The organism is Micromonospora sp. NPDC049374, assembly GCF_040677165.1.
Lineage (GTDB): Bacteria > Actinomycetota > Actinomycetes > Mycobacteriales > Micromonosporaceae > Micromonospora.
The window spans coordinates 141,632-155,517 of sequence record NZ_JBFAQH010000011.1; the positions used below are offsets into that span (position 1 = coordinate 141,632).

At 71.2% G+C, this 13,886-nt stretch carries 11 protein-coding genes; 7 read left to right on the forward strand and 4 right to left on the reverse strand.

The window, feature by feature from the left end:
• Window positions 1–287: 287 nt before the first annotated feature.
• A complete protein-coding gene (locus AB0J93_RS19415; RefSeq protein WP_363923664.1) occupies window positions 288–554 on the forward strand; it encodes a hypothetical protein in 267 nt (88 codons plus the stop codon).
• Window positions 555–607: 53 nt separating this feature from the next.
• A complete protein-coding gene (locus AB0J93_RS19420) occupies window positions 608–1,072 on the forward strand; it encodes a hypothetical protein (RefSeq protein ID WP_363923666.1) in 465 nt (154 codons plus the stop codon).
• Here AB0J93_RS19420 and AB0J93_RS19425 read toward each other — a convergent pair.
• A complete protein-coding gene (locus AB0J93_RS19425; protein WP_363923668.1) occupies window positions 1,069–1,458 on the reverse strand; it encodes a hypothetical protein in 390 nt (129 codons plus the stop codon). The two genes, AB0J93_RS19420 and AB0J93_RS19425, sit on opposite strands and share 4 nt — an antisense overlap.
• 510 nt (window positions 1,459–1,968) lie before the next feature.
• Here AB0J93_RS19425 and AB0J93_RS19430 point away from each other — a divergent pair.
• Window positions 1,969–2,775 (forward strand): HAD-IB family hydrolase, encoded by an 807-nt coding sequence (locus AB0J93_RS19430; protein ID WP_164446469.1) that lies wholly within the window; start codon window positions 1,969–1,971, stop codon window positions 2,773–2,775.
• Between the two features lie 125 nt (window positions 2,776–2,900).
• Here the strand turns inward: AB0J93_RS19430 and AB0J93_RS19435 are convergent, their stop codons facing one another.
• Window positions 2,901–3,644 carry an oxidoreductase gene (locus AB0J93_RS19435; protein WP_363923670.1) on the reverse strand — a complete coding sequence of 248 codons (744 nt, stop codon included), beginning with the start codon at window positions 3,642–3,644 and terminating at the stop codon, window positions 2,901–2,903.
• A 587-nt stretch (window positions 3,645–4,231) separates the two neighbouring features.
• Here AB0J93_RS19435 and acs point away from each other — a divergent pair.
• The 4 genes from acs to AB0J93_RS19455 all read left to right on the forward strand — a co-directional run bounded on the left by acs (window position 4,232) and on the right by AB0J93_RS19455 (window position 10,561).
• A complete protein-coding gene (gene acs / locus AB0J93_RS19440) occupies window positions 4,232–6,226 on the forward strand; it encodes an acetate--CoA ligase (RefSeq protein WP_363923672.1) in 1,995 nt (664 codons plus the stop codon).
• A gap of 266 nt (window positions 6,227–6,492) precedes the next feature.
• Window positions 6,493–8,898, forward strand: coding sequence for an immune inhibitor A domain-containing protein (locus AB0J93_RS19445; RefSeq protein WP_363923777.1), 2,406 nt, complete (start codon window positions 6,493–6,495; stop codon window positions 8,896–8,898).
• Between the two features lie 465 nt (window positions 8,899–9,363).
• Window positions 9,364–9,525, forward strand: a complete 162-nt coding sequence (locus tag AB0J93_RS19450; protein WP_363923778.1) for a hypothetical protein — start codon at window positions 9,364–9,366, stop codon at window positions 9,523–9,525.
• A 103-nt stretch (window positions 9,526–9,628) separates the two neighbouring features.
• The gene (locus AB0J93_RS19455; protein ID WP_363923674.1) at window positions 9,629–10,561 is read left to right on the forward strand and encodes an alpha/beta hydrolase; all 933 of its coding nucleotides are present in this window, start codon (window positions 9,629–9,631) and stop codon (window positions 10,559–10,561) included.
• Window positions 10,562–10,576: 15 nt separating this feature from the next.
• Here AB0J93_RS19455 and AB0J93_RS19460 read toward each other — a convergent pair whose 3' ends face one another.
• Both AB0J93_RS19460 and AB0J93_RS19465 read right to left on the reverse strand, forming a co-directional pair.
• Window positions 10,577–10,942: a hypothetical protein gene (locus AB0J93_RS19460; RefSeq protein ID WP_363923676.1), complete on the reverse strand. Its 366-nt coding sequence runs from the start codon at window positions 10,940–10,942 to the stop codon at window positions 10,577–10,579.
• The gene (locus tag AB0J93_RS19465; protein ID WP_363923678.1) at window positions 10,939–13,878 is read right to left on the reverse strand and encodes an SseB family protein; all 2,940 of its coding nucleotides are present in this window, start codon (window positions 13,876–13,878) and stop codon (window positions 10,939–10,941) included. The genes AB0J93_RS19460 and AB0J93_RS19465 overlap by 4 nt, the downstream gene beginning before the upstream one ends.
• Between the last annotated feature and the right edge of the window lie 8 nt (window positions 13,879–13,886).

Below are 13,886 nucleotides of genomic sequence, written 5' to 3' on the forward strand. Positions count from 1 at the left end.
CCGATGTGCCGTCGGACTGGGTACCGCCGCCTCCGGGTAGCCCCGAGTCCAACCTGGATGGGACCGCGTCCGCCGGCGCCCCGTCGCCGTCCGCCGCGTCGTCCGTCGGCGGGGTCTCGTCCTCCCGACCACAACTCAGTCGCAGGGCGACGCCGGCCCCGTCGCCCACCCGAGCCGACTCAACGACAGTTCCCGCCACGCCGGATACCCGCCCGACTCCCACGCCGAGCCGGCCGGCGAAACCGCCAGCGACCACCCGGCCACCCCAGCCGGAGCACCTGCCCCCTGTGCCGGCATGGCGGGAGCGTGAGCTGCGCTCGGTCAGCGGCGGCAGCGAAACCAGCATCGAGTTCGTCAACCTTCGCTCGCGATCGGTGATCGTGTACTGGTTGGACCACCGTGGGCACCGGCGGCAGTACGCCGTGCTGCCCCCGAGCGAGTCGTATCGGCAGCACACCTACGTCGGTCACCCCTGGGTGGTGACCGACCGCCGGGGCCGCGCGCTGGTCTGCTTCGAACCGAAGCGCACACCCGCCCGCGCCGTGATCAGGTGACCGTCTTCCCAGCCGTCCAACTGACGGGCTGCTTTCCTGAAGCTCACGGTTTTGTGCTGCTCGACCCCGCGCGCCTCGACCGACACCTCGGTGCGGACAGCACGGGTCGCGACCTGCTGGATCTGTTCAGTACCACCGAGGCCGGTGACACCATCGCCCGGGAGGGAATAGCGCTACCGCTGACGGGTCTGACTGCCGGGTACTACACCGTGCTGGTACGACACGCCGCGGATCATCCACCATGGCCTGCTCCGGCGCTCTCCTCGCCCGGCTGGATCCTGGGGTCGGACACCGGCTCGTTGCTGCTCTGCGGCATCGGCTACCTCCGTCACTGGAGGCCTGACCATCCGGAACACCGCCGCGTGACAGTGCCACCCGGCTGGTACGAAGCCGAAGTCCGAGGACACCCTCAAGCCGAGGGAGCCGACGACGGTACGTACGAGTTCGTACTGACCCCCAGTCCGGCCCGACCCGACTTCCGCGCCGATCCGGCCCGACAGTTCGCGATGCCCACTTAGCGGACAGGGCCTCCGCCGAACCGGCCCCCGCTGATCACGGTGTCAGTCTCGATCTCGGCAGCCGTCCAAACGTGGGAGCAGAAGTCGTCGACCGCGACACCGCCATCCTTGAGAAGGGCGGAGGTCAGCGCCGCCAGGTCCGCCCGGCGCGAAAGTCGGTAGTTGATCTGCACGGCCCACTCAGGCCGCCGACCGACAGCCTGCTCAAGGTTCGCGATGTCCACCGGCTCCCAGTCCTGGTACAGGCCGCTCGCCTCCTCCATCAGCCAGATGGACAGCCGAGTGTCTGTAGACCAGCCGCCGTGGCCCGCTATCGCCAGCTCGTCGAGAAGTCGCACGACTGCTGACCGTGACACAGCAGGGATCACGAAGGCGCTCTCGCTCATCCCGGCAACGTACAGAACGGCAGTATGGAGATCGTTTCCAGCGCTGATGATCCACCCTGATCGTCTGGTCAGCGGGGATGTCGCGCTACCCGATCGGACCTCGGTACTTGGAAACGGCTCAGGATGAAGCCACCGACGGGATCGGGGACGACCTGTGACCTGCGGTGGAGCGTTTACCGGGGAAAGGGACGACCCCCGTCGGGGGGAGACGGGGGTCGTCGGAGGTTCGGCTCCGGGGGGGTCGAGCCGAACCTACTCAGCGGTCACGGGGGGTGCAACCGCCGAGGGTCTGCCGGTGTACGAGATATGAATGCTCGTGCTGTGAACAAGTCTGCCTGAGCGGACCTGTGTACGTCGAGTGGTGTAGCCTCCACTCCCTGCGAAATCCTGCTCGCAGCGTGTGACCGCGGTCACTGTTCGCAGGCGGGTGAGGGTCGGCCCGCAGGTCCGAGCGTTCTTCAGCCCCCGGGCACCCGCCGACCATAGACCATCGGGCTAGACTTTCGCGCCGTGGGCCGAAGTGCCGCTTTCTTCGATCTGGACAAGACCGTCATCGCCAAGTCGAGCGCCTTGGCGTTCGGCAGGCCGTTCTACCGGGACGGCCTGATCACTCGGCGTGACGTGGTCAAGTCGGCGTACGCGCAGCTGATGTTCCGGCTGGGCGGCACCGACGAGCAAACCATGGCCCGAACCCGCGACTATCTCGCCACGCTCTGTAAGGGGTGGCCGGTGGAGCAGGTCCGCCAGATCGTCGCGGAGACGCTGCACGAGCTGATCAACCCTTACGTGTACGCGGAGGCCGCCGCGCTGATCGAGGAACATCAGGCCGCCGGTCGGGACGTGGTGCTGGTCTCCGCCTCGGGTGAGGAGATGGTGCGCCCCATCGGTGCGTTGCTCGGGGTGACCGACGTGATCGCCACCCGGATGGGCGTGGTCGACGGTCGGTACAGCGGCGAGGTCGAGTTCTACGCCGCCGGTCCCAGCAAGGTCGAGGCGGTAAGCGAACTTGCCACCGCCCGCGACTACGACCTGGCCGACTCGTACGCCTACTCCGACTCGTACAGCGATCGCCCGTTGCTGGAGTGTGTCGGTCATCCGTCGGTGGTCAACCCGGATCGGCAGCTACGCCGGCTGGCGGTCGAGAACGCCTGGCCGGTGCTCGAGTTCCGGCACCCGGTGCCGCTGGGCCGGCGACTGCGCGAACGGCCCGCCGTGCCGGTCGCCGCGGCGGCGCTCGGCGTGGGCGTCGGGGTGGCCATCGGCATCGCCTGGTACGGGCGGCACCGCCGCACCCGCGCCAGCGCCTCGCCGGCCTGACCCGGCCGCGCGCCCTCGTTCCGCCCGACGTGGCCGGCCGCGGACAGCCCTCGCCAAGCAGCCCTCTGCCGGTGCCGCATTGCAGGCCGACCAGGTGTGCTCATGGGACACCCGCAACGGGACGGTCAGGCGGCCAGGATCTCGTCGCCGATCGCGGTGAGCTGGTCGGCGCCCACCTCGACGGCGGACATGTAGTGGCGGAGCCAGGAGCGCAGTCCGTCCGGGGTGCCGGTGGCGAAGGCACCGGCCGCGCCCACGTACTCCGGCTCACGTTCCCGGTGCCCGACGTCGACGGCGAGCAGGCCACGTGGGTCGAATCCGGTGGAGAGCAGCACGAGACGGGCCGCGCCCCGGGCCACCACACCCGACGGGCCGGCGAACGGTCGCAGGTTGAGCAGTTCACCGTGCACGACGGCGGCCAGCACCAGCGGGGTGACCCGGGTGCCGCCGGCCACCAGTGTGGCCAACGCGTCGAGCCGGGCAGCGACCACCGGGTCGTCGATCGGGCGGCCCAGTTCGGCCTCGGTGACCACCTCGCGGGCGGCGAGCACGTGCAGCTTCGCCAGCGCCTGCCGGGGGGCTTTCGGCCAGAGTTCACTGAGCCCGGGCAGGGCTCCGGCCACCCGCAGCGCGCCCTGGAGCACCGGTTCGGTGACGGTGCCGGCGCGTACCGTCTCCCGCTCGTGGTGGTGGCCCTCCAGCCCGGCGCTGGCCACTGCGGAGCGCAGGCTCACCTCGGCCGCGACCTGGCCCCCGTGGCGGCGCAACGCCCGGTGGCCGAGGGCCCCGTCGAACCGGTCGCGGGCGCGCTCCACGGCGGCGGCGATGTCGGCGAGGTCAAGCAGCGGCGCGAGCGGATCGGCGGTCACCCCGACACGTTAGCGACGATGCCGGTACGCCCGGGCGCGAGTCACCGGCAACGCGATCCCCGCCACCCGTCCGGCCCGGACGGAGACCACCCACCGGCCGGGCGGGGACCACCCCACCGGGCCGGGTGGGGACCACCCACCGGGCCGGGCGGGCGGCCCTCTGATGGGGTCGCGCCGGGAGGGCCGCAGTCGCGACATGCGGCATCTCGGGCTTTCACGCCGCCGGGAAAGCCCGGCATGCCGCAATCCGTGACAGACCCCGCCTTCAGTCCGTGACAGACCCCGGCGTCAACCCGTGACAGACCCCGGCCGCAACCCGTGACGGGCCCGGGCGTCGAACGGGCACGCCATCCGCAGCAGCCGCTGGGAGCAGCCCTGCCCTGCACCTCGGCGCGTGGGAGGGGCCGTTGAGCGACGGGCGCGTCGGGGATCAGTCGCCTCGCTCGGCCGCCGCGACTAACCTGCCCGGAAGAGACCCAGGTCACCCGAGCAACGAGGAGTCACCGCATGAGCGAGCGGCAGCGAGCGAACCATCAATGCAGCGCGCTGGTGCCTCATGCCGGCACGAAGCGAAGCGGAGTACCGGCATGAGCGAGGCACTGGCCAACCTGCTGAACGAGACGCGCCAGTTCCCGCCGCCGGCCGAACTCGCCGCTGACGCCAACGTCACCGCGGACGCGTACGCCGAGGCGGAGGCCGACCGGCTCGCCTTCTGGGAGCGCCAGGCGGCCCGGTTGGCCTGGACGAAGCAGTGGGATCAGGTGCTGGACTGGTCCCGGCCGCCGTTCGCGAAATGGTTCGTCGGCGGGCAGTTGAACGTGGCCTACAACTGTCTCGACCGGCACGTGGAGGCCGGCCGGGGCGACAAGGTGGCGATCCACTGGGAGGGCGAGCCCGGCGACAGCCGCACCATCACCTACGCCGACCTGCACCGGATGACCTGCCAGGCCGCGAACGCGCTCACCGACCTCGGGGTGACGGCCGGTGACCGGGTGGCGATCTACCTGCCGATGATCCCGGAGGCCGCGGTCGCGATGCTGGCCTGTGCCCGGATCGGCGCCACGCACAGCGTGGTCTTCGGCGGCTTCTCCGCCGACGCGCTCACCAACCGGATCCAGGACGCCTCGGCGAAGGTCGTCATCACCGCCGACGGCGGATACCGGCGCGGCAAGCCCTCCGCGCTCAAGCCGACCGTCGACGAGGCGGTGGCGAACTGCCCGTCGGTCGAGCACGTCCTGGTGGTCCGGCGTACCGGTGAGGAGATCGGCTGGTCCGAGCGGGACCACTGGTGGCACGAGACGGTGGAGCAGGCGTCGGCCGAGCACGCCGCGCAGTCGTTCGACTCCGAGCACCCGTTGTTCATCCTCTACACCAGCGGCACCACCGCCCGCCCGAAGGGCATCCTGCACACCACCGGCGGTTACCTGACCCAGACGGCGTACACCTCGTACGCGGTCTTCGACCTGAAGCCGGAGTCCGACGTCTACTGGTGCACGGCGGACATCGGCTGGGTGACCGGTCACTCCTACATCGTCTACGGCCCGCTCTCCAACGGCGCTACCCAGGTGATGTACGAGGGCACCCCGGACACCCCGCACAAGGGCCGCTTCTGGGAGATCGTCGACCGGTACCGGGTGACCATTCTCTACACGGCGCCGACGTTGATCCGCACCATGATGAAGTGGGGCGAGGAGATCCCGGCCGAGTACAACCTCTCCTCGCTGCGGCTGCTCGGTAGTGTCGGCGAGCCCATCAACCCCGAGGCGTGGATGTGGTACAGGCAGCACGTCGGGCGGGGCGAGCTGCCCATCGTGGACACCTGGTGGCAGACCGAGACCGGCAGCATGATGATCTCGCCGCTGCCGGGCGTGACCGCCGCCAAGCCGGGTTCGGCGATGACCCCCCTGCCGGGCGTCGTCGCGGACGTGGTGGATGACCAGGGCCAGTCGGTGCCCAACGGCGGCGGCGGTTACCTCGTGCTGCGCGAGCCGTGGCCGTCGATGCTGCGCACCATCTGGGGCGACGACAACCGGTTCATCGAGACGTACTGGTCGAGGTTCGGCGCGGGGGCCAGTGGCGACGCCAACGACCCGTGGATCTACTTCGCCGGTGACGGTGCCAAGAAGGACGACGACGGGCACGTCTGGCTGCTCGGCCGGGTCGACGACGTGATGCTGGTGTCGGGGCACAACATCTCCACCACGGAGGTGGAGTCGGCGCTGGTGTCGCACCCGTCGGTGGCGGAGGCGGCGGTGGTCGGCGCGACCGACCCGACCACCGGACAGGCGATCGTCGCGTTCGCCATTCCCCGGGGCAGCACCGAGATCTCCGGCGACGCGGGTGAGCAACTCATCGCCGAGCTGCGCAACCACGTGGCGAAGACGCTCGGCCCGATCGCCAAGCCCCGGCAGATCATGCTGGTGCCGGAGTTGCCGAAGACCCGCTCCGGCAAGATCATGCGGCGGTTGCTCCGGGACGTGGCGGAGAACCGTTCGCTGGGCGATGTGACCACGTTGCAGGACTCGTCCGTGATGGACCTGATCGCCTCCGGCATGAGCGGCGGCAAGTCCGACGAGGACTGAGCGCAGGCGTACGACCAGAGGGGTGGCGGTCCGGCAGCGGACCGCCACCCCTCGTCACGTTGCGGGGGCCGCAGCCGGATCGAGATGTGACAGTGAAAACGCCTGTCAACAAAAAGGTGCAACAAATTCGGCCACGACTCTTCCCACCAGCCCCACCAGTGCCTAAGTTCACCACTGGCCCCATTCACGGGGGCCTTTTTCGCCGGCCCACAACCCCCGACGGGCCGGTTCCCTCAATCCGGAGGTACCACGTGCGGAAAGTCGCAGTGGGTCTGCTCGGGCTCTCGTTGACGGCGACAGGACTGACGGTCGGCACATCCGCCGCCGCCGCGCCGCAGCCGGAGACGCCGGCGGCCGCCCCGTCCATCGCGGAGCCCGCCCACGCCGAACACGACCTGCCGAACCCGCTGGAGGCCAAGCGCCGCGCCCTGCGCCAGGAGGGCCTCAGTGAGGTGCTCTCGGGCCGAGCCAAGGCCGAACGGATCAACGGCAGCACGGTGGTCAAGGTCGGCGAGCGGGCCACCCGTGGCGGTGCGGCCGGTCGCAACGCCAAGACCACCAAGCGCGGCCGAGGCCCCACCGAGAAGCAGTACGTCGAGCTGTCCCGGGAGCAGACCGACCGGATCTTCGTGATCCTCGCCGAGTTCGGCAACGACCGGCACCCCGACTATCCCGACCAGGACACCGATCCGAAGGTCCCCGGCCCGACGAAGTTCGACGGGCCACTGCACAACGAAATCCCCGAGCCGGACCGGTCGGTGGACAACTCCACCGTCTGGCAGGCGGACTACGACGCCGACCACTACCGGAAGCTCTACTTCGGCACCGACCCCGGTGACGAGTCGGTGAAGCAGTACTACGAGGCCCAGTCCTCCGGCCGGTACAGCGTCGACGGCGTGGTCACCGACTGGGTCAAGGTCCAGTACAACGAGGCCCGCTACGGCCGCTCCAGCGGCTACCCCTGCGGCGGGATCGTCTGCAACAACGTCTGGGCGCTGGTGCGCGACGCCGCCAACCAGTGGGTCGCCGACCAGAAGGCGACCGGGCGGACCGACGAGGAGATCGCCGCTGACGTGCGGGCGATGGACGAGTGGGACCGCTACGACCACGACGGTGACGGCGACTTCAACGAGCCGGACGGTTACATCGACCACTTCCAGATCGTGCACGCCGGCGGCGACATGGCCGACGGCGACCCGATCCAGGGTGAGGACGCCATCTGGAGCCACCGCTGGTACGCGTACGCCTCCGACCAGGGCCGCACCGGACCGTCGAACTTCCCGGCGGGCGGTACCCAGATCGGCGACACCGGTATCTGGATCGGTGACTACACCATCCAGCCGGAGAACGGCGGTCGCAGCGTCTTCTACCACGAGTACGCCCACGACCTCGGCCTGCCGGACGACTACAACGTCGTCAGCGGCGGTGACAACAACAACGAGCACTGGACGCTGATGGCCCAGAGCCGGCTCGGTGCCAAGCACGACGGTGGCATCGGCGAGCGCGGTGGCGACCTCGGCGCCTGGAACAAGCTCCAGCTCGGTTGGCTCGACTACGAGGTGATCGTGGCCGGGCAGAAGCGGACGCTGACCCTCGGCCCGCAGGAGTACAACACCAAGGAGGCCCAGGCCGCCGTGGTGGTGCTGCCCGAGCGGGAGTACACCTTCGACAACGGCGCACCGTTCGAGGGTGACAAGCAGTTCTTCTCCGGCAACGCGGACGACCTCAACAGCACCATGACCCGGACGTTCGACCTGACCGGGAAGTCGTCGGCGACCCTGTCGATGAAGGGCCGCTACAGCATCGAGGCCGACTACGACTACCTCTTCTTCGAGACCTCGGTCGACGGCGGGCAGAGCTGGACGCCGCAGCCCGGCACGGTCGACGGCGAACCGTTGAAGGAAATCTCCCCCGGGCGGTTCGCGCTGGACGGCAGTTCCGACGACGAGTGGGTCGACATCGAGATCCCGCTGGACCAGGTGGCCGGGGACAGCGTCGCGTTCCGGATGCGCTACCAGACCGACGGCGGTGTCTCCGAGGGCGGCTTCTTCGGTGACGCCGTCACCCTGACCGCCGACGGCGAGACGGTCTTCACCGACGGTGCGGAGTCCGACGCGGACGGCTGGACGTTGGCCGGCGGGTTCGAGGTGGTCGAGGCAACGTACACGCGGAGCTTCGCGAACTACTACATCGCGGGCACCCGGCAGTACATCTCGTACGACAAGTACCTCAAGACCGGCCCGTACTTCTTCGGGTACGAGAACACCAAGCCGGACTACGTGGACCACTACGCGTACCAGGAGGGGCTGCTGATCTCGTACTGGAACACCCGGTGGGCGGACAACGACACGTTCGCGCACCCGGGCGAGGGCCGGAACATGATCATCGACGCCCACCCGCGGCCGATCTACAACCTGAGCGGACAGCCCTGGCGGGCCCGCATCCAGGTCTACGACGCGCCGTTCAGTCTCAAGAAGGCGGACTCGTTCACGCTGCACCTGAACAGCCAGCCGCAGTACATCCGTGGGCAGGCCGCGCAGCCGCTGTTCGACGACACCAAGAAGTACTGGTTCCCGGAGCTGCCGAACCACGGCGTCAAGCTCCCGGCCACCGGCACCAAGATCAAGGTGCTGAAGCAGAACGGGATCTACACCAAGGTCCGCTTCTCCTGATCCGCCAGAGCGACGACGTGATGCCCCGGGCAGGCCAGCTGCCCGGGGCATCACCCCTTCGGCACCCGTCGCGGGCCACGACCGGAGCGGAACCGATGCGAGGCTGCTCGCGTCGTACCCTCGTGCCCACCACCAACCGCACCCGACTGCCGGCAGCCTGCCTCGCCATGCTGTTGGCCCTGGCCGGTTGCGGCGAGCCGGACGGAGGCACCGTGACCGCAGACCAGAGCCCCACCGCAACCGGCAGCTCTCCGGCTGGCAGCCCCCGACCGCCCAGACGGCGACGCGCCTGCGGGCGACGCCACCGGGCAACCTCCCGCCGGCCGTACCGGCGGAACGCTGTCACCCACCGAACCGCCGCTGATCGGCACCCCGACGGCGCCGCCGAGCCATCCCACCGAGCTACGCAAGACGAACGTCCTTGCCGGCCGACTCAGCCGGGGCGGCAGCGGTCCCTGCTACACCCTGGTCACCGACGACGGCCGGGAGTACGCGCTGCACGGCACCGACAAGGGCACCTTCGCCACCGGCGCCTGGGTGCGGGTGACCACCGCTGCGGCGACGGCCGAGGTGGACTGCGGCCCGGGAGTCCCGGTCAGCATCCTCAAGATGAGCCCGGTCGGTTGACCGTCCGGACACCTGTCCGGACACACCGACAACGCCGCCGGTCGTCGCCGGGGCCCGCCGCAGCCCGGTCATGATCGGCAGGACAGGGCCTAGGCTGTCGGGCATGACCGAGCAGCGTGACGAGGCCGTCGACGAGTCCTGCGTACTCACCGAGGGGCCGTGGACGCATCGGTTCGTGGGTGCCAACGGCAGCCGCTTCCACGTCGTGGAGGCCGGTACCGGGCCGATGGTGCTCTTCCTGCACGGCTTCCCCGAACACTGGTGGGCCTGGCACCGGATGCTGCCGGCGGTCGCCGACGCCGGCTTCCGCGCCGTCGCGATGGACCTGCGGGGCTACGGCGCCAGCGACAAACCACCCCGGGGGTACGACGGCTACACCCTCGCGGCCGACGTCGCCGGGCTGATCCGGGCGCTGGGCGAGCGCTCCGCCACCCTGGTCGGCACCGGTGCCGGCGGGATGATCGCCTGGACCGCGGCGTCGTTCCACCCCAACCTGGTGCGTCGGCTGGTGGTGCTCGGCGCCCCGCACCCACTGCGGTTGCGGGCGGCCATCTTCGCCGACCCACGCGGTCAGTTCGCCGCGTCGACCCCCGCGCTGAGATTCCAGCTGCCCCGGTACGAACACCTCCTCACCCGCGACGACGGCCGGGCGGTGGAGGAGATCATGCGCCGCTGGGGTGGCCCCCGCTGGGTCACCGGAGCGGACTTCGCCGACTACGCGCAGCGCTACCGGGAGGCCATGCGGATCCCGCAGGCCGCCTTCTGCGCGCTGGAGGGCTACCGGTGGGCGTTCCGGTCGGTACTGCGGCTGCACGGCTACCGGTTCGTGAAGTTGATGCAGCGACCGCTTTCCGCTCCCACCCTGCAACTGCACGGCGCGCGGGACGTGGCAGCGTTGCCGCGCACCGCCCAGGGCTCCGGGCGCTACGTCAGCGCACCGTACGAGTGGCGACTGCTCGACGAGGTCGGGCACTTCCCACACCTGGAGACACCGGAACTGGTGCTCGGCGAGATCCTGCGCTGGGCGAAGTCCTGACCCGCGCGGACGGGCTCAGACCCGCTGCTCGCGTACGTCGGTGACCTCGCCGGCGGGAGCCCAACCCTGGTAGACGCCGAAGTCGAACGCCTCCAGCCGCATCGCCTGCGCGACCGGCCAGCGTCCACCGGTGTACTCGACCCGTAGCCACCCGTCGTGCTCGGCCAGCACGATGAACGGCTGCCCCTTCCAGGTGCAGGTCGTGCGGACGTACGCCAGTTCCTCGATCTCGTTGGCCGGGACGACCCGGACGTGCCGGCCGGGGCGCACCTCGGTGAAACCCTCGGTTGCCTCCGGCTGGTACAGCCGAACCTCGCTGCCGTCCGGGCTGGCCTGGAACTCCCGTCCGCGCCAGCGCGCCACGTACCCGTCGCGCATCACCGTTCACCGACCTCCTGCCAGGAGAGCGTGTCGGCGTCGAGCACGGCGATCAGCCGCTCGGTGCCCGAGGCGTCGATGCGCACCAGTTGGGCACCGTGCGGCAGCCGGACGCTGTCCACCTTGAACTCGGCCAGCACCTCACTGCCCGAACCGGGGGCGAAGCCGTTGCCCCGGAACGGGGGCCGTTCGATGACCCAACCCTCCATCGCCCGCATGGCTGCCTCGTTCTGCCCGCCGTAGGGGATGCGGTACAGGCTCGGCCGGTACGCCGGCCACCGGAGCACGTAGATCTGCTCAGCGTCCGGCGCGAAGGGCGACTCGGGATGGTTGAGGCCGAGCGCCTGGTAGAGGGCGGTCGGGGTGGTCAGATGCGCCAGCTCGCCCGCCCGGTGGACGAATCCGGAGACCCGGTCGTAGCCCCGTTCCAGGTAGTAACCGAGTTGGCTCGGGGCGATCGCCTTCTGCATCACGATCGGCCGGGCCAGGTCACCCGCCGGCGCCGCCTGCCGTGGACTGCTCGCCGGTGCGGAGGCTTCGACGGTCGGCTCGGGCTCGCCTTCGGCGTCGTCGCCGAGGCCGAGTTCGGCCGCCCAGTTCGCCAGGCCGACGATCTGCTCGCCGGGCAGCTTCGCGCCCACCGGGGTGCCGGGGTTGACCGCGAACGACCACGAGGGATCGGGCCACCTACGGATCAGCTGGACGAAGCGGACCTGGACCGTCTCGGCCGCCGGATCGGTGTGATCGGCGAGGCGCTGCGGGGAGGTGTAGGCCACCACGAAGGTCTGCCCGTCCAGCTGCACGGCCGGCCAGACGAAGCCCGGGTCGCCGGGGCGGCTGCCGGGGGCGGAGTCGGCGGCGACCGGCATGAGGACCCGGGCCAGCAGCAGCGTGGACAGGAAGGTATCGGTGCTGCCGGCCTCGGCGGCGCCGTACAGGTCGTCCTCCACCTCGTTGGCGGGCCGGAAGGGCGGACCGGCGACGGGCGGGGTGGTCGTACCGGACGTGGGGTCGGGCACCGAGGACTCGGCAGCCGCGGACGCCTCCGTGGTCGACGGCGTGGCCGGCGCGGTTGACGCGGGTGCCGGGGACGGCGACGTCGCTGACGACGGTGCGGACACCGGCGTGAACAGCGAGGGCGTCTCCGTGACCGGGGCGGCCGGGTGGGCGTCGGCCGGTGGCGCCACCTCAGCGCCGGTGTCCGTCCCGACCTGGCTGGGCGGTGCCGGGTTGGCCGTCGGAGCAGCGGCCGTCGGCTCGGGGATCACCGTCCGGACCGGAACGGTCGGCTCGGGCGTCGCTGCCGGCGCCGTGACGGTCGGCTCGGGCGTCGCTGCCGGCGCCACGACGGTCGGCTCGGATCCCGACATCGTCGGCTCCGGGCGGGGGGCCGGGAAGCGTACCGTCGGCTCGGGGTCGGGGGCCGACGGCTCCGGTGCCGGCCCGGGCGGGGCCGCCACCTCGGCGTCCTCGGGTGTCGTACGGGCCGACGGCGCGCCCGCCTGGTTTCCCGTCCGCCCCTCGCTGTCCGGCGCCCCGCCGGGCTGACCCGGGTGACCGTTGGTCAGGGTGAGGTCGCGGGCCTCGATGATGGTGCCCTCTATGACGATCGGGGTGAAACCGCGGCGCGGCGCGGGCGGAGCGGAGACCGGCTCGGCCGCCGAGGTCGGCTGTTCCTCCACCGGCTGGCGACGGGGTAGGGCCTCGGTCGGGTCACCGCCGCCGGCGGTCGGATCACCGCCGCCCGGTGCCGCCCAGCCAGCGGGGGTGCTCACCCGCAGCGGCCGGACCGGCCCATCGGGCGGCGGCAGTGGTTGGGTCGCCTCCTCGTTCGGGACGGGTCGCGTCCGGGTGGTGGCCTGCTCGTTCTCGCTGAACACGAAGGCGCGGGTCGGCCCGTCGGACGGCGGTTCGCCGGCCGGTCCGCGCCGGGGAAAAGGCTGACCGCCCCGGAACCGGGACGGTGGTGCGGCCCGCTCGGAGAGGCGGTCACCTCGGTGCGTCGAGTGACCGTTCGCGGGCTCGAAGAAGGATCGCTGACCTGTCGGTTCGGGGCCGGACCCGGCCGGACGTCCGTTGCTGGGAGCTCCGGGCCGCTCCGGTGCCATCGGCCATCCCGGCCCGGCGGAGGTCGACTCCTCGTTCCGGCCTGGCGACGGCCGCCGCGGCGGCATGCCGCCCCTGCTGGGGCCGTCCGGGCGGGCACCGCCGAGATCACCCGGCCGCTGGGGGCCGGCCACACCGGCACGGCCCGTCCCGCTGCTGTCGGGTTGGGCCGGACGGGGCGGGCCGGGCGCCCGGTCGGCGGGCTCCGGTCGGTGCGGACCGGCGACCGTGCCCGACGCCGCCGACGGCACCTCGGGCAGATGAAAGGCCGCCGGCACCACCGGTGGTGCCGGGGAGAGCTGAGTCGGCCGGACCGGGCCCGGCGATCGCGGTGGGGACGGCGGGTTCGGCGTCACCGGGGCGGACGACGCCGAGGCGGCGTCGCGGGCCCGGTTCAGCGCCTCCACGCGTTCCAACCGGGCGCGAGCGCCCACCGTACGGCCGGGTAGCCGGACATCACCTCGGGACAGCTGGGAGACGTACCAGGCGGGCAGGTAACCCTCGATGGGCAGGCCCGGGTTCACCGCCAGCCACCACTCGTGGTTCGGCCAGCTCGCGGCGAGTTCCGGGTAGCCGGTGCGTCGGCTGGGGCCGGCGTGCTCACCGAGGCAGGCGCGCATCGCCTCGGCGGAGGTGAACGCCAGCACGTGCGTGCGGCCGCCGGTTGTCCAGGTGCCCCAACCCACCGGTGTGTGCCCTGCGGCCGCCTGGGCGGAGACCGGCAGCAGCAGCTCGACACCGGACAGGATGCGGAAGTAAAGCTGCTGGTCATTGCCGTGCAGCGCATCGCGCATCGCCGCCTCGGCCCCGGTGGCCGGCTCCCAGTCGGTCACGGCCACCC